This is a genomic window from Massilia sp. TSP1-1-2 (assembly GCF_049896185.1).
In the GTDB taxonomy this organism is placed as follows: domain Bacteria; phylum Pseudomonadota; class Gammaproteobacteria; order Burkholderiales; family Burkholderiaceae_D; genus Telluria_A.
In genome coordinates, this window is the sequence record NZ_JAFCTU010000011.1 from 142,400 (window position 1) to 158,562 (window position 16,163).

Annotated in this window: 16 protein-coding genes; 8 read left to right on the top strand and 8 right to left on the bottom strand. The window is 63.0% G+C overall.

What is annotated here, in order from left to right; genetic code table 11:
• Positions 1 to 50: 50 nt before the first annotated feature.
• Entirely contained in the window at positions 51 to 992 is a 942-nt protein-coding gene (locus ACP7BV_RS12005; RefSeq protein WP_426104049.1) for a MerR family transcriptional regulator, read from the top strand.
• A 40-nt stretch (positions 993 to 1,032) separates the two neighbouring features.
• Here ACP7BV_RS12005 and ACP7BV_RS12010 read toward each other — a convergent pair whose 3' ends face one another.
• Complete coding sequence (locus ACP7BV_RS12010; protein WP_426104050.1) at positions 1,033 to 1,446, bottom strand: hypothetical protein; 414 nt, start codon at positions 1,444 to 1,446, stop codon at positions 1,033 to 1,035.
• Between the two features lie 1,071 nt (positions 1,447 to 2,517).
• On the opposite strand from ACP7BV_RS12010, the gene ftsY reads away from it, so the two are divergent.
• From ftsY to ggt, 7 genes are all read left to right on the top strand, one after another.
• On the top strand, positions 2,518 to 3,789 hold the full coding sequence (ftsY, locus tag ACP7BV_RS12015; RefSeq protein ID WP_426104114.1) for a signal recognition particle-docking protein FtsY: 1,272 nt from the start codon (positions 2,518 to 2,520) through the stop codon (positions 3,787 to 3,789).
• 6 nt (positions 3,790 to 3,795) lie between these two features.
• Complete coding sequence (locus ACP7BV_RS12020) at positions 3,796 to 4,455, top strand: cell division ATP-binding protein FtsE (protein WP_426104051.1); 660 nt, start codon at positions 3,796 to 3,798, stop codon at positions 4,453 to 4,455.
• Positions 4,452 to 5,372, top strand: a complete 921-nt coding sequence (gene ftsX / locus ACP7BV_RS12025; RefSeq protein ID WP_426104052.1) for a permease-like cell division protein FtsX — start codon at positions 4,452 to 4,454, stop codon at positions 5,370 to 5,372. The genes ACP7BV_RS12020 and ftsX overlap by 4 nt, the downstream gene beginning before the upstream one ends.
• A gap of 645 nt (positions 5,373 to 6,017) precedes the next feature.
• Positions 6,018 to 6,917: an RNA polymerase sigma factor RpoH gene (gene rpoH, locus ACP7BV_RS12030; RefSeq protein ID WP_426104053.1), complete on the top strand. Its 900-nt coding sequence runs from the start codon at positions 6,018 to 6,020 to the stop codon at positions 6,915 to 6,917.
• Between the two features lie 113 nt (positions 6,918 to 7,030).
• Positions 7,031 to 7,621, top strand: a complete 591-nt coding sequence (locus tag ACP7BV_RS12035) for an ACP phosphodiesterase (RefSeq protein ID WP_426104054.1) — start codon at positions 7,031 to 7,033, stop codon at positions 7,619 to 7,621.
• 93 nt (positions 7,622 to 7,714) lie between these two features.
• On the top strand, positions 7,715 to 8,167 hold the full coding sequence (locus tag ACP7BV_RS12040) for a hypothetical protein (protein ID WP_426104055.1): 453 nt from the start codon (positions 7,715 to 7,717) through the stop codon (positions 8,165 to 8,167).
• 27 nt (positions 8,168 to 8,194) lie between these two features.
• Positions 8,195 to 9,943, top strand: a complete 1,749-nt coding sequence (gene ggt, locus ACP7BV_RS12045; protein WP_426104056.1) for a gamma-glutamyltransferase — start codon at positions 8,195 to 8,197, stop codon at positions 9,941 to 9,943.
• A 23-nt stretch (positions 9,944 to 9,966) separates the two neighbouring features.
• Here ggt and ACP7BV_RS12050 read toward each other — a convergent pair whose 3' ends face one another.
• From ACP7BV_RS12050 to ACP7BV_RS12080, 7 genes are all read right to left on the bottom strand, one after another.
• Entirely contained in the window at positions 9,967 to 11,382 is a 1,416-nt protein-coding gene (locus ACP7BV_RS12050; protein WP_426104057.1) for a hypothetical protein, read from the bottom strand.
• Positions 11,379 to 12,254, bottom strand: a complete 876-nt coding sequence (locus tag ACP7BV_RS12055; RefSeq protein WP_426104058.1) for an ABC transporter ATP-binding protein — start codon at positions 12,252 to 12,254, stop codon at positions 11,379 to 11,381. The genes ACP7BV_RS12050 and ACP7BV_RS12055 overlap by 4 nt, the downstream gene beginning before the upstream one ends.
• Complete coding sequence (locus ACP7BV_RS12060; protein ID WP_426104059.1) at positions 12,251 to 12,649, bottom strand: GntR family transcriptional regulator; 399 nt, start codon at positions 12,647 to 12,649, stop codon at positions 12,251 to 12,253. Before ACP7BV_RS12060 ends, ACP7BV_RS12055 begins: the two co-directional genes overlap by 4 nt.
• A gap of 318 nt (positions 12,650 to 12,967) precedes the next feature.
• A complete protein-coding gene (locus tag ACP7BV_RS12065; RefSeq protein WP_426104060.1) occupies positions 12,968 to 13,549 on the bottom strand; it encodes a TerD family protein in 582 nt (193 codons plus the stop codon).
• 16 nt (positions 13,550 to 13,565) lie between these two features.
• Complete coding sequence (locus ACP7BV_RS12070; protein ID WP_426104061.1) at positions 13,566 to 14,267, bottom strand: TIGR00266 family protein; 702 nt, start codon at positions 14,265 to 14,267, stop codon at positions 13,566 to 13,568.
• A gap of 76 nt (positions 14,268 to 14,343) precedes the next feature.
• Positions 14,344 to 14,919, bottom strand: a complete 576-nt coding sequence (locus ACP7BV_RS12075; protein ID WP_426104062.1) for a TerD family protein — start codon at positions 14,917 to 14,919, stop codon at positions 14,344 to 14,346.
• 119 nt (positions 14,920 to 15,038) lie between these two features.
• On the bottom strand, positions 15,039 to 16,082 hold the full coding sequence (locus tag ACP7BV_RS12080; RefSeq protein ID WP_426104063.1) for a DUF475 domain-containing protein: 1,044 nt from the start codon (positions 16,080 to 16,082) through the stop codon (positions 15,039 to 15,041).
• Between the last annotated feature and the right edge of the window lie 81 nt (positions 16,083 to 16,163).

A 16,163-nucleotide genomic window follows, 5' to 3' on the forward strand; every position in this document is an offset into this window, starting at 1 on the left:
GCGCTATGATTACAATCAGATTAGTGTCCTGAACAAACCTTGGAACCACCATGACGACCGCCCAGATCACGACCGTGCTCAGTAGTATTAGCGACGTCGAACGCGACACCGGCATCCCGAAAGAAACGCTGCGCGTTTGGGAACGGCGCTACGCCTTTCCCCAACCGGAGCGCGACAGCAATGGCGAGCGGCTCTATCCTGCCGACCAGGTGCAGCGCCTGCGCGTGGTGAAACGCCTGCTCGATGTGGGCTACCGGCCCGGCAAGATCATGCACATGGAGACGCCGGAACTGACCGAGCTGGCCAACAAGGCGGGCGCGGCTTGCCCGCCCCCGGACGCGGACGACCCGGTGCTGCGCCAGTGCCTTGCGCTGATCAAGGCGCACAAGATGCCTGAACTGCGCCAGCGCATGGCGCAGGCGCAGCTGGAACTGGGCTTGCGCCGGTTTGTGCTCGACGTGGTGGCGCCGCTCACCACCATCGTGGGCGACACCTGGGCAGCGGGCAACCTGGCCGTGTTTGAAGAACACTTGTTTGCTGAAACGCTGCAAAGCGTGATGCGCAATGCGATTTTTTCAGCCCACCAGCAAATTGGCCAGGCGGCATCGCGCCCGCGCGTGATGCTGACCACGGTGCCGCAGGAAAGGCACGGCCTGGGCCTGCTGATGGCCGAGGCGCTGTTTGTCCTGGAAGGGGCGCATTGCGTCTCGCTGGGGGTGCAGACGCCGCTGGCCGATATCGTGGCCGCGGCCAAGGTGCAGCAAGCCGATATTGTTGCGCTGTCGTTTTCCAGCGTGATGTCGCCGCGCGCGGCAATCGAGAACGTGTCGGAATTGCAAACCAGGCTGGGAGCGGACGTGCAGGTGTGGGCGGGCGGCAGTTGTGCGGCGCTGGCGCGCAGGCAGCTGGGGCCGCAGTGCGTGCTCGATCTGTTCGATATCAGCGGGGCGGTGGCGCGCTGGCGGGGGCAGCAAGAGGCGCCGGCGGCCTAATGGCGTCGTCATTGCCACAAACTTGGGTCTGCCAGCGGAGTCAGGACCTCAGTGATTCGGCCGATACCCAGGTTGTCGTGTCAGGAAATAATACCCACAGCGTCTTCCAGGCGCTGCGCCGAATGCCGCCGGCGGCATTGACGAATTTGCTTGGCGATACCTCAGCCCCCTTGTAGCGAATGCAATCGTCTTCCACCACGCAATGATGATTGCGCCCGCTGACAAGCGTCCGTAGCAGAGTTCCGTGGGGAAGGAACACGTGCTTCCATTGATAGCCGGCCGTTGGCGCCGAGAATGAATCGGGATGATGGCGCACCATCCAGTCCCGGATAGCTGACTCGCCAATTTCCCAGAACTCTTTTTGAAACCCTGTTTCCCCCGCAGCGGACAAAAGTTGCTGGTAGACTTCGATGGAAATGGGCAAGTCCATGCGGTGGTTGGGGTGACGCTTCATGAACTACTCCTTTATACGATAGTGGACGATATGACCCGATTCCGCCCGATTTCGGTCCGAAAGTGCCCGATTACGCGGTGAAAACTCGCGATTTTTTGACGAATTGGACAGAAAAGCGCACGAAAAGCACCGAAAGCAACGCGAAAACGCGCGATTTTTTTGGGCTTATTCGTTAGACATTGAATCTGGGAAGCGTTCAGATACCGGAACAAAAAATCGGGTGATTTCGTTTCCAAATCGGCCGATTTCGGCCCGAAATCGCGCGTTCTCGTCTCGAAATCGGGCAATTTCGCCAGCATTTCGGCCGTTTTCGTGCCGAAATCGGGCGAAAGCGGGCAATATCATCAGCAATCGCGAAATTTGCCGCCGTGGGCATGGGGCCAGGCTCCGGGCGTAGCGAATTCCGAAACATCAGCGAATCGGACGACCCCTTTGTACTGGCAGGCAAATCGTTGGGCTTTGACATTTGCCGTCGCCATTAACACAAAGCTTGTCGATGTGGCATCCATAGGCGGGATTGCGCCCCTCCTCTGGTAAAATACCCGCCATCCATTTGATCGTGCCCGGCGCCGCCGGGCGTGTGCATGCAGCCCCTCCCAACACATACCAATGTTTAGTTTTTTTAAGAAAAAACCACCTGCTCCGGTCGCGCCGCCGCCCCCTCCAGCGCCGGTAGAGCAAGCTCGGGCCGCGCCGTACACCGCACCCGTTGCGCCAGTCCCAGAGCCACACGTTGCGCCCCCGGCGGTAGCTTCGCCTATCGCCGAGCCTGCACCGTTCGCCCAAGCTGCGCTGTCCGCGCAAGCTTCGCCCGTGCTCGTCCCGGCGCCCGTTGAAGCAGTTCCTGCCCCATTGGCGCCGGATGCGCCGTTCCCATCTGCGCCAAGGTTCCAGGCGCCGGTAGCGTTCGAACCGGTGCCGGCGGCAGCGCCGCCCGCGCCGGTTGCCCAGCCTGCGCTGGACGTCCAGCCCGCGCCAGTTCTCGTCCCGGCGCCGGTTGAAGCGATTCCTGCGCCACTGGTGCCGAACGCGCCCTTCCCCGCTGCCCCCGCGCCAGAGGTTCAGGCGCCGGTGGCGTTCCAACCGGCGCCAGCCGCGGCAGCGCCGCCTGCGCCCGTCGCCCAGCCTTCGCCAGTGTTCGTCCCGGCACCTGCGGAGCCGGTGCCTGTGGCACTGGCGCCGGACGCACCCTTCCCGGCCGCCCCGGCGCAAGCGCCACAGGCCCCGGTGACGTTCGCGCCAGCGCCGGCGCCTGGCGCCGCAGCGGCCCCAACACTTGGCGCGCGCCGTTACGGCACCACCTCGACCTTCGTGGCACCACCACCGCCACCGCCACCGCCGCCGCCGCCATCGCCAGTGTTCGTGCCGGCGCCGGAACCGGCCGTCGAACTCGCCCCGCTGATTCCCGAGACTGCCGAACGCCTGGGCCGCTCCGACTCCGACCGCAAGCGCTCCTGGATGGAACGCCTGAAAGCGGGCCTGTCCAAGACCTCGAACAACCTCGGCCTACTGTTCGTGGGCGCCAAGATCGACGAAGACCTGTACGAGGAACTGGAAGCGGCGCTCTTGATGGCCGACGCCGGCATGGACGCCACCCAGTTCCTGCTCGACGCGCTGCGCAAGAAGGTTCGCGACGACAAGGTGCAAGACGCGGCCGGCGTGAAAAACGCGCTGCGCTCACTGATGCACGCGCTGCTGCTGCCGCTCGAAAAACCACTCGAACTGGGCCGCCACGAGCCGCTGGTGATGATGATCGCGGGCGTCAACGGCGCCGGCAAGACCACCACCATCGGCAAGCTGGCCAAGCACATGCAAACCTACGATCAATCGGTGCTGCTGGCCGCCGGCGACACCTTCCGCGCTGCCGCGCGCGAACAATTGATGGTCTGGGGCCAGCGCAACAACGTCACCGTGATCGCGCAAGAGTCGGGCGACCCCGCCGCCGTCGCCTATGACGCAGTGCAATCGGGCAAGGCGCGCAAGATGGATGTCGTCATGGTCGACACCGCCGGGCGCCTGCCCACCCAGTTGCACCTGATGGAAGAACTCAAAAAGATCAAGCGCGTCGTGGCCAAGGGCATGGAAGGCGCTCCGCACGAAATCGTGCTGGTCATCGACGGCAATACGGGCCAGAATGCGCTGGCCCAGGTCAAGGCGTTCGACGATGCCTTGGGCTTGACCGGCCTGGTGATCACCAAGCTCGACGGCACGGCCAAGGGCGGCGTGGTGGCGGCCATTGCGCGCACGCGTCCGATCCCCATCTATTTCATTGGCGTCGGTGAAAAAATTGAAGACTTGCAGCCATTTAATGCGGCAGAATTCGTCGAAGCATTGCTCGGATAAGGCCACATGATTGAATTCAAGAATGTATCAAAGCAGTATTCTCCGGACGCCATTGCACTGCGCGACGTGTCGCTGACCATTGCCAAAGGCGAACTGGTCTATCTGGCCGGGCCATCCGGCGCCGGCAAGTCGACCTTGCTCAAAATGATTGCCGCCATCGAGCGCCCGACGTCCGGGCAGATCCTGGTCAATGGCCAGGATATCTGCAAGCTCAAGAAGGCAAGCGTGCCTTACCTGCGCCGCAAGCTGGGCTTGATTTTGCAGCAGCAGCGCCTGCTGACCGACCGCTCCGTGCTGGCCAACGTAATGCTGCCGCTGATGGTGCTGGGCGACGCCAAGGGTGAAGCAGAGCGCCGCGCGCGCGCCGCGCTGGCCCGCGTCGGCATGGAAGAGCGCGCCTTGGCGCGGCCGCTGGAATTGTCGGGCGGCGAACAGCAGCGCGTGGCCATTGCGCGCGCCATTGTCAACCGGCCCCAGATCATCCTGGCCGACGAGCCGACCGCCAACCTCGACCGCGCCGCCGCCGACAAGGTGCTCGACGCGCTGCGCGCCTTTAACGCTGCCGGGGTGACCTGCATGATTTCCACTCACGACGAGTACGTGCTCGACGGCGCCGCGCGCGTGATCCATCTCGACCACGGGCACGTCACGGGAGAAGCCGCATGAAGAACTGGCTGCGTCAACACCGCTTTGCCGTCGTGGCGGCGCTCGATAATGTGCGCAAGGCGCCGGGCAGCTTCCTGTTCAATGTCTTCGTGGTTGCCATCGCCCTCACGCTGCCGTTCGCCGGCCTGACTTTGCTTGAAAACATACGGCCGATGTCGCAGCAGCTGTCGGTCGATCCGGAAATCAGCATGTTCGTGACCCCGGCCACCACGCGCGAGCAAGCGCAGGCCCTGCAGCCGCAGATACAGGCGCTGCTCAAGGACCGCAAGGCGCGCATTGCCTTTGTGCCGCGCGAGGAAGCGCTGGCGAGCCTGAACGCCAAGGGCAGCCTGACCAACGTGATCGATACGCTGGGCGACAATCCGCTGCCCGATGGCTATGTCATCAAGCTCGACAGTTTTGGCACGGCGGCCGATGCCGGGAGTGTCGATGCGGTGGCGGCGCAGTTGCGCATGCTGCCCGGGGTGGAGGCGGTGCAGGTGGATTCGGCATGGGTCAAACGCCTGGCCGCGCTGATGGGCGTGCTGCGCACCGTACTGTTGTTGCTGGCGGTGACGCTGGGGATGGTGGTGGTAGCGGTGGTGTTCAATACCATCCGCCTGCAGGTGCTCACGCAGCGCGGGGAAATTACCGTAAGCAAACTGCTGGGCGCGACCGATAATTTCATCCACCGTCCGTTTTATTACACGGGCATTTTGCTGGGTCTATGCGCCGGTGGCGTGGCGCTGGGGGCCGTGGCGCTGGCGATTCAGCCCTTGAATACGTCGATTGGGGAATTTGCGCGCTTGTATGCGTCGCAGTTTCAGCTGTATCCGCTGCATCCGCTGGCGATGGCGGGCTTGCTGGCCATCAGCGCAGGTTTGGGGCTGGTTGGGGCGATGCTGTCGGTGCAACGCCACCTTGCGCGCCTGAATTAGGCCGGCGGCAGCGCCGTGGCGGAAAAGGGGGCCGCCGAGGTCTGCGCTTTTGCGCCCTACGGTCAGCGCAGTGGCGCGCAAAACGACGTTGATGAGTTGCGGCAAGTAGGGCGGAAAAGCGTAGCACATTCCGCCATGTCCGCGTCCCGTTAACGCATGCATGGCGCAAAAGGGGCCCGCCGAGGCCTGCGCTTTTGCGCCCTACGTCAACGCGACATTTGGCAACCAGAAACCTGAATAACATCGTCCTCGCGAACGGGGCGGTGCGCGGAGGATGTAGTGCTGCTGCACCATCGCCACTTTCCGACAGCCCCCTACGTGCGGGAACGAACAGTTAGTCGCCCCATCAAAGCGTATTCTTTCGATTCCCCCGTTCGCGCAACAGTCTTGCGAAATATCAATAATCGTCTTGTGCGCTGCACTAGAGTGAGATTTGCCCGGATTAGTGACGTGTTGCAATACTTCCATTACCTATCAGACCCATATAACGGGCCAATTGGCACTCTGCGCGGGAGAGTGCTAATATACGCAAGTGTATGGCGGGGCAACAATATTCCGCCGCCAGCATCAGGTACCAACTGTCGCGCCGGGGTGTCTCCTGCCTGTGGCGCCACCTTATGCAGCAAGCTACTCTAGAGGAAACACATGACTACGTTGTCCGCACAATCCGCATTGATCCCGAGCGCCAATCGCAATCTGGGACTCGGCTTTACTGGCAACCTTGGCAATATCGACGCCTACATTTCGGCAGTGAACCGCCTGCCGATGCTCACCCACGCCGAAGAAATCTCGCTGGCTACGCGCCTGCAGGAAAGCAACGACTTGGCTGCAGCGCAAGAGCTTGTGCTGTCGCACCTGCGCCTGGTGGTGTCGATCGCCCGTGGCTACCTCGGCTATGGCTTGCCGCATGCCGACCTGATCCAGGAAGGCAACATCGGCCTGATGAAAGCGGTCAAGCGCTTCGACCCGGACCAGGGCGTGCGGCTGGTGTCGTACGCGATGCACTGGATCAAGGCCGAGATGCACGAGTACATCCTGAAGAACTGGCGCCTGGTCAAGGTCGCCACGACCAAGGCGCAGCGCAAGCTGTTCTTCAACCTGCGCAGCAACAAGCAGGGTCTGGACGCGATGTCGCCGACCCAGATCGATGCGCTTGCCAAGCTGCTCGACGTCAAGCGCGAAGAAGTGATCGAGATGGAAACGCGCCTGTCGGGCCGCGACATCGCGCTCGAAGCGCCGACCGACGACGAAGACGACAAGTTCTCGCCCATCGCCTACCTGTCGTCCGACCTGTCGGAGCCGACCAAAGTGCTCGAGGCCGAGCAGGTTACGCGCCTGCAGTCCGAGGGGCTGGAAACGGCGCTGGGCAAACTCGATCCCCGTTCGCGCCGCATTGTCGAAGCGCGCTGGCTGGCCAACGACGACGGCTCGGGCGCCACGCTGCATACGCTGGCCGAAGAATTCGGCGTCTCGGCCGAGCGCATCCGCCAGATCGAAGCGGCAGCGCTCAAGAAAATGAAGGGTGCGCTCGCCGCATTCATCTAAACGCCTCTGGCACGATCGAATGCCGTTCAGCCTGCGCCGAGCGGCATTTTTTTCATGCGTCCGTCATTTCGGGGCCGGGCAAGCAGCGCGAGCCGGGGCGCGTATGATGGCGCATGAACTACCTCGCCCACATCTACCTCGCCCGGCACAGCGACGACGCCATGCTCGGCGCCCTGCTCGGCGACTTCGTCAAGCCGCATGGCGGTGAGCGCTTCAGCGCCGAGATCGAGGCGGAAATTGTCACCCACCGCAAAGTCGACTCCTTTACCGACAGCCATCCCATCGTCCTTGACGCCAAGGCGCTGTTCGAAGGAGCGCACCGCCGCTACGCCGGCATCTTGCTCGACGTGTTTTACGATCACCTGCTCGCCACCCATTGGGCGCGCTACGCCGACGTTGCGCTGCCTGTGTTCATCGCCCGCTTTTACGCGGCCCTCGCGCGCCGGGCCGACACGCTGCCGGCCAACCTGGCGCGCGCGGCGCCCTATATGATCGAGCAGGACTGGCTCGGCTCCTACCTGCGCTTCGAAGGCGTGGAAACTGCGGTGTGCCGCATTTCGACACGCCTGTCCAAAAACGGCCATCTGCTGCGCGAGGGACTGGCCGACCTGCAGGCCAACTACGCGCAACTGGAAACGGGCTTTCACGCCTTTTTCCCCGAGCTGATCGCCTTTGCCGAGAGCCGGCGCACAACAGGGCCATGAAACGGCGCAGGTAGGCGCATCACGCGTCCCGGGCGGCCCGAACTGGCCATTTTGCTATGATCGACCTTTCAACTCAATGCGGAGCATGAACCGATGACCCATCTCATATCCACCCTTGCAGCGGCAGTTCTGCTGGCCGGCTGCAGTGCAGCTCCCGCCACCCCGTCCATGTCCACGTCCACGCCGGCACCCGCCACTGCCCCAGCCCAGGAGAGTTCCATGACTTCCAGCGCCACCCTGCTTCCCCAGCGCACCGTGGCCGTCGGCCCGGCCGCCACGCTGCGCTACGATGGCGCGGCCGACAGCCGCTGCCCGCCCGATGTGCGCTGCGTCACCGCCGGCGAAATCAGCTACAAGTTCACACTCTCGGGCGCCGCCGGCACCGAGTCGTTCGACCTGACGAAAGCCAAACCGGCCTTTGAAGCGAGCACCTTCAAGGGCGTGCGCGTGGCCCTCGGCCAGACGGCCGAACCGCCGCTGCGCCCATCGACGGCGTCGGCGCCAGTCGTTATCATGCCGGTGACAGTGAACATCACCAGCCCATAATCCATCATCCATCCACGCCAAACATTCATGTCCAACAACGCGCCGCGCCATCTTGCCCTCACCCTTCTACTCCTGATCGTCATCCCCGCCGGCGCCAAGACGCCGGTGGCCAGCGGCACCGGCGGCGCGGTCGCCACCATCAGCGAGCAAGCCTCGCAATCGGCCATGACGATCCTGAACCAGGGCGGCAATGCGATTGACGCGGCGGTGGCGGCAGCAGCCACGCTCGGCGTGACCGATCCCTTCAGTTGCGGCATTGGCGGCGGCGGCTTCATGGTCATTTACCTGGCGCGCGAAAAGCGCGTGATCACGATCGACCACCGCGAAATGGCGCCGGCCGCTTTTACGCCGACCGTGTTCCAGGAAAACGGCAAGGAGCTCGACTTCGACACCGCAGTGGCCAGCGGCAGCGCAGTGGGCGTGCCCGGCACCGTGCGCGGCTGGCACGAAGCGCTCAGCCGCTATGGCAGCATGTCGTTTCGCCAAGTGCTCGCGCCAGCCATCGGCGTGGCCAACAAGGGCTTTGCCGTCAGTGAAACATTCAATCATTTGACACGCGAAAATGAAAGAAAATTTCAGCTTTTTACCAGCACCAGCGCACTCTATCTGAAAAACGGCAAGGCGCTGCCCGTGGGAACGCTGCTCAAGAACCCCGGCATGGCCAAGGCTTACGGCGAAATCGCCGCGCGCGGCCAGAAGGCCTTTTACAGCGGGCCGATGGCGCGTGCGATGGTGGCCGCCGTCAACCAGCCGCCGGTGGCGCCCGGGGTCAAGGTGCGCGCCGGCAGCATGACGCTGGCCGACCTGTCCAACTATGAAGCGCGCATCCGCCAGCCGCTCAAGAGCACCTACCGCGGCTACGAGCTGTATGGCATGCCGCTGCCGTCAAGCGGCGGGGCAACCGTGGCCGAAGCGCTCAACATCCTCGAAGCCTACGACCTGGGCGCGATGCCGCGCGCGAACGCCGAACACTTGTATCTTGAAGCGAGCCGGCTCGCCTTTGCCGACCGCAACGCCTACCTGGCCGATCCCGAATTCGTCGAGGCGCCGCTGGCCGGCATGCTCAGCAAGGAATACGCGACCAAGCGTCGCGCGCAGATCAGCGCCCAGCGCGCTGCCGGCAAAGTGGCCGCCGGGGACCCGTACCCATTCCAGAACGACGTCAGCGTGCCGCTGCGCCCGCCCCAGGCGCGCGTGATGGCCGAAAGCGCGCACACCACGCACCTGGCGGTGTCGGACAAGGAGGGCAATGTCGTCGCCTACACCTTCACCATCGAAGCATGGGGCGGCAGCGGCATCGTGGTGCCCGGCTATGGCTTCGTGCTGAATAACGAAATGACGGACTTCGACTTCAGCGGGCCGCACCCCAACGTGCCTGAACCCGGCAAGCGGCCGCGCTCGAGCATGGCGCCGACCATCGTGCTCAAAGACGGCAAGCCGGCCTTCACGGTGGGCAGCCCGGGCGGCTCGACCATCATCACCACGGTGCTGCAGACAATCGTCAACTACCTCGACTTCGACATGACGATGGATAAGGCGATCAACGCGCCCCGCCTTAGCCAGCGCAACGACGTGACCACCGACACCGAGCCAGGCTACATCGGCGGCGCGGCCGCCAAGGGGCTCGACAAGCTTGGCCACAAGTGGGGCGCCCAGCCCGAAGAAATCGGCGCGGCCAATGCCATCGTGTTCAATGCCGACGGCACGGTGACGGCGGTGAGCGAAGGCGCGCGCCATGGCAGCGGCAGCGCGCTGGTGCAAAAAGCGGGGCACTGATCACCCTTCAGTAGCCGAAGCCACTAGCCGAGGCGCCCGGCGGGAAACTGCACGGGTGCGCGGGCCATCTTGTAAAAGCGCCGGGCCAGCAGCGCGGCGGTCAATGCGAGCATCAAGACAAACACGCCATCCCACAGCGGCTCGTTGGCGCGGGTAAAAAACAAGGCCATGACGCCGACCAGCGCCAGCACCGGAGACACGAGATTGCCAACGCCCCAGTTCTTTGCCTGGTGCGAATAGTCGCGCAAGATCCAGCCGATCGCCGCCAGGCAAGGCAGCGCCAGCGACAAGATGCCTTTCGCTTCGTACCAGCCGCCGCCAAGCAGCGCCACCACGCCCAGCGCGAAAATGGTGCAGGTCATCCATTCGCCAAGCGCAATGGCGAGCAAGCGTCGCGCCAACACGCCAGAGAGCACATTGGCGTCCGGCGCCAAGGGCGAGAGCCGTACCAGCGCCTGTTCGCGCTGCGTTACGTACATGCTCAGCACGAACCGTTGCAGCGCGACTGCCTGCAACCCCACGGCACCGCCGAACGCGCCCGGCATGATCGAGGACAGTACCTGCGCGGGCACTGCCGGTGCGCCCGACCACAAGTAGCCGGCCCTGGCCAGTAGCGCCGCCACACCGAACACGAACAGTGGCCATACTGTACTGAAGCGTTGCATGTTCGGCCCCAGGGCGTGCATCAGCAAGTTGGCGCGCTTGGCGCCGCTGCGCAGGTCGCGCTTGAGTAGCCATGCGTAGAAAGGCAGGCGCGCGCCGCTGCCGCGCCTGAAACGCTGCAGCACGAGCATATCATTGTTGGCGCCTTGCTTCACCTGTTGCCGATACAGCTTCCAATGCCCTTCGCCAGCACAGGGAAAGACCACCCGCAAACCGTGCCAGGCCAGCGCCAGCGTGCACAAGCCTGCTGCCAGCAGCGCGCCGGGATGCGAGAACTTTGCCAGTAACGCCGGGCTGTTGTGGGCGTAAGCGACAAAGGCGACCAGCGCGGGCGCGAGGACCTTGCCATCCCTGCGCGCGCCGCATGCGATGCCGACCGCGGTCAGTTGGGCCGCCAGCGCGATGAACGTGAGCTCCGGATTGCCCATGGCCGACGCCAGCAGCGCCATCGGCGCCAACGACACCGCCCACACCAGCAAGGTGGTGCTGCGCACGGCGCGGTACAGGTGCGGAACCAGGCCTGCGTTGACCGGCGTGTGCTGCCGGATCACGCCAAGCACGTAGCGCATCCACAGAAACAGCGACAGCATCGACAAGGGCACGCTAAACCCGATTAGTCGCGCCGAATCGGGCGCCGGCATGAACGCGGCGGCGCCGGCGGCCATCAGCGGCGCGAGCACGAGCAGCAGCGCGGAATACACCTTCACCATCGTCGGGCGTGCGCCATAGACGGCAGTGCGCCAGATCGCGAAGCAGGTGCGCCAGGACGGGCTCATTGGGTCACCTCGGCGAACAGTTCTTCCAGGTTGAGCGCTTCAACCCGCAGCGCCGGCTCGCGCGCGGCCAGCGCCAGCGCCGGCGCGCTTTCGCGCACGATGATGCTGGTGCGTCCGTCGCGCCCTGTGCTGCGCCGCAGCTCTCCCGGCAGCACCGCGCCGGCCAGCAGCAACTGGGGGCCCACCACGCGGCGCGCGTTTTCCATCAAATCGTCGAGCGCGCCCTGCAGGACGATGCGGCCATCCTGCAGAAATGCGACATCGAGCGCCACCCGTTCCAGGTCGGACAGGATGTGAGTCGAGAACACGACCGTGGTGTCGCGCTCGATCACGCCGTCGATCAGCTCGCGCAGAAATTCGCGCCGCCCCACCGGGTCGAGCGCGGACACCGGTTCGTCGAGAATGAGCAGGTCCGGCTCGTGCGCCAGCGCGCGGATGATCGACAGGCGCTGCTTTTCGCCGCCCGACAAGGTGCTGATCGGCTTGTTGCAGGCACGCTCGTTCAAGCCCCAGCGGGCCAGCAGCGCATCGGTCTTCTCGCTGTTCCAGCGCGGGTACAGCGCCTTGAAATAAGCGAGCAGCTGGCGCGCCGTGAGCCACTCGAACAGGTCCGATTGCTGCGGCACATAGCCGATACGCGCGCGCACATCCTCAGACAGGTTGCGCACGTCGTCGCCGAAGATGGTGACGGTGCCGGCGTCGGTTTCGCGCAGCCCGAGCAGGCATTCGATCAGGGTCGACTTGCCGGCGCCATTGCGGCCCAGCAGGCCCACCACCTGGCCGGGCGCGATCTGCCAGTCAAGCTGCTTGATCACCGCGCGTCCATCGAACTTTTTGACGATGGCACTGGCATCGATGACAGGGTTGGTCATGGTTTTTCCTTCAGAATGTGGGTGAACAGGGCAAGTACGGTGTCGGGATCGAGTTCGAGCTGGCGCGCCTCGAGGGCGGCGCGTTCCAGCGTCGGGCGCAGCAGGTCGGCGCGGCTGGCCAGGCTGTGGGTTTGCTTGGGAGCGTCGGCCACGATCATGCCCATGCCGCGGCGGCGCGTCAGCGCGCCTTCCGTTTCAAGCATGCCGTAAGCCTTGGAGACGGTCATGGGATTGAGTGCGAGCGCCTGGGCGATTTCGCGCACCGAGGGCATGGCGTCGCCGGGGGCGAGCTGGCCGCCGGCGATCAGGCGGCGCGCCTGGTCGACCAGCTGGCGGTAGATCGGCTCGGAAGAACCGGTCGCGATGGAAAACAGATTGGGAGGGTGGGTTGTCATTTTTTGTCCACTGTATTAATTAACTAATACAGTAAACACATAATGAGGGCCAGTCAAGCGTTTTGTCGGGGATGCCGAGTCCGTCGGGTCCAGTCCGTCCGGTCCGTCCGGTTTGTCCGGTTCGTCGGTTTGTCGATTCGTGGGATCGTGGGATCGTGGGATCGTTGGGCGGAAAAGCGACAGCGCATTCCGCCATGAGTCGTCGGCGGCTCATGGCGGAATGCGCTGCGCTTTTCCGCCCTACGTGTAGATGACGCGGGGGTTTAGACCGCGTCCGTTTTATAGATGACGCGGCGTTTTCGGCCGCGTCCGTTTTTCTTACAAGTGCGGCACGATCTGGCGCACCAGGTCTTCAATGGTACGCCCGCTGCCGTTCTCGCCAATCGCGTGCATCTTCCACTCGCCGTTATGGCGATACAGCTTGGTCATGATCTGCGCCGTGTGCGAGCCTTGCACCGACAAATCGTAGCGCGCCACTTCCTTGTTGTCGGCCGCATTGATGATGCGGCAAAACGCGTTTTCGATCTTCTCGAAACTCTGGCCCGTGAAGCTATTCACCGTAAACACCAGCGACTTGACGTTGGCCGGTACCCGCGCCAGGTCCACCACGATCTGCTCGTCGTCGCCATCGCCCGCGCCCGTGCGGTTGTCGCCCGTGTGCACGATGCTGCCATCCTTGCTTTTGAGCTGGCGGAACCACACCGTATCGATCTGGTTGTTCGCTTCGTCGAACAGCACGCACGACGCATCCAGGTCAACCGTTTCGCTTTTTGCCCCAAAGCCGAACAAACCCTTGCTCTTGATGGCATCCCAGCCGAGACCCATCGTGATCTTGGTCAGCGTGCTACCGGCTTCTTTGTCGAGCGAGATTTTCTGGCCCTTGCTTAAATTGACTGACATGCTATTGACTCCTTGATTAGCGCGACTGGGCCGCGGACTGCACCCAGGTGCGGAACGATTCGCGATTGCGCGAACAGACATATACCTTGCCATTGCCGGAAAACTTCAGCACCACGCCTTCGCCGCTGGTCTGGCTATTGATCAGGTTGCCGATAAAGCCCCCACTCTGGCCCGTTGTGATCGAAATTTCATAACGCAAGGTGCTGTCCCAGCACACCACGTGCGAATTGTCGATCGTAATATCCTTGCCCTGCTCGACGACCAGTTCGGACATCGAGCCAAAACCCGATACCGCCACCTGGCCGCTGCCGCTGGTCTCGGTGACAAAAAAGCCCCCGCTGCCGGCGAACAGTGCGTTGCCGATGCTTTGCGTGCGCACCTTCAAGTCGACCTTCTGGCTGGCGGCCACAAAGGCGCCGTCGCTCAGGATGTAGTTGCGCGGGCCGACGTCGATGATCTGCATCGCACCCGGCAGCGTGGGCGAGAGCAGGCAGTCGCCGTCGCCGCGCACCGCTTCAATGTGCTGCTGGAAAAACGATTCGCCATTCGCAAAGCGGCGCATGATGGCGCTGCCGATGCCGCCTTGCATCTTGCCCTTGAGGTCAAGATTGGCTTCCATCATCACCATCGCGCCGGACTCGCAGTAGATGGTCTCGCCGCGCGTGAGCGACACGTGGAGAAAGGGATCGACATCCCCTGTGACTGTAAAAACTGGCATGGCTTTTCCTTTCGTCGGAGGGCCGGCGCACCGCGCACCGGCCCACGATCTGTGTGTCAACCCTCAGTGGAGGCGCTTAAACGTTGACACCGTAGCTCTTGGCCAGTGGGCCCAGGCCGCCCTGGAAACCCTGGCCGATGGCCTTGAATTTCCAGTCGGCGCCGGCGCGGTAGACTTCGCCGAAAATCATCGCCGCTTCCGTCGAGCCGTCTTCCGACAGGTCGTAGCGGGCGATCTCGGCGTTGCCATTGGCATTGATGCAGCGAATGAACGCCTTGGACACCATGCCGAAGTTTTGCTTGCGCGTTTCGGCGTCGTGGATCGTCACGGCCAGGATGACCTTGTCGATGTCGGCCGGCACGGCGGCCAGGTCGATGGTGACGGTTTCGTCGTCGCCCGCGCCGTCGCCGGTGGTGTTGTCGCCCGAGTGGACCACCGAGCCGTCGGTGGATTTGAGGTTGTTGTAAAAGACGAAGTCGGCGTCGGAACGCACCTTGCCGGCGGCGTTGACGAGGAACACCGCGCCATCAAGGTCGAATGCGGCGCCGTCGGTGGCGCGCGTATCCCAGCCCAGGCCGATGGTCATTTTCGACAAGCCCGGTGCTTCCTTGCTCAGGTTGAGGTTGCCGCCTTTTTGCAGACTGATAGCCATATGTAACTCTCCAGATAAATGAATGAATAAAAACTACCAATGAACACCTGCTCCAGCAGGCGCGGCAAAGGGGTGTTCAGCCGCTTGCCGCGCGTTTTTTTGCTCGCTTGTTGCGCTGTTTATGAAGCGCCTACTGCGTGACGCTTTCTGTGGCGAATCGACGACCATAACGAGGCAACGATGAACGCCACACCGATCAGACCGGTGAACAGTTCCGGGATGTGGTATTTCATGCTTGCCAACATGATCAAGGCCAGGATACCGATTGCATAATGGGCGCCGTGCTCCAGATACACATACTCGTCGAGCGTGCCGGTCTTGACCAGGTACACCGTCATCGAACGCACGAACATGGCGCCAACGGCCAGGCCCAGCATGATGATGACAACGTCGTTGGTGATCGCGAAGGCACCGATCACACCATCGAACGAGAACGACGCATCCAGCACTTCCAGATACAGGAAGCCTCCGATGCCGCCACTCTTGACGATCGCACCAATATTTGCGTCAGTCTCTTCTTCCTTTTCCAGCAGCCCGGAAATCATGTCCACGCCAACGTAGACCAGGATGCCCCACAGGCCGGACATCAGCACCACCATCTTTTGCGCCTCTTCGACCATCGTCATGGCGCCCATCAGCATGGCGATCGAGATCATGACCGAGATCGAGGACACCTTGCCCAGCGACCCAAGCTTTTGTTCGACGTGGCCGAGCCAATGCAGTTCCTTTTCATCGTCCAGCAGGAAGTTAAGGAACACCAGCAGCAGGAACATGCCGCCAAAGGCTGCCACTTCCGAGTGGTGCGCCGTCAGGTGGCCCGAAAACGCTTTCGGATCGTTTAGCGCCAGCGTCCACACGTCGCCCATGCTCAGGTCGGCGGCCACAGCCACGATCACCAGCGGAAAGACCAGCCGCATGCCGAACACGGCAATGATGATACCCACGCCCAGGAACAGCTTTTGCCAGAAGTCGTCCCAGGTCTTGAGGACCGAGGCATTGACGACCGCGTTATCGAACGACAGCGACACTTCCATCACTGCCAGAATCGTGGCGATGCCCATGAAGGTCACCGCCTTTTCCATGCCGCCATGGGTGTAGCCCCAATACCCCGCCAGAACCAGGCAGACAATGCTGACCAGGATGGACCATCTGAAATGCTTCATTGCAGCTTCCCCTCATTGAAATTAACTAGGCATAGTGTAGACCCAGTTGATCAATTTAAAAATAGGAGATAATAAGACCGT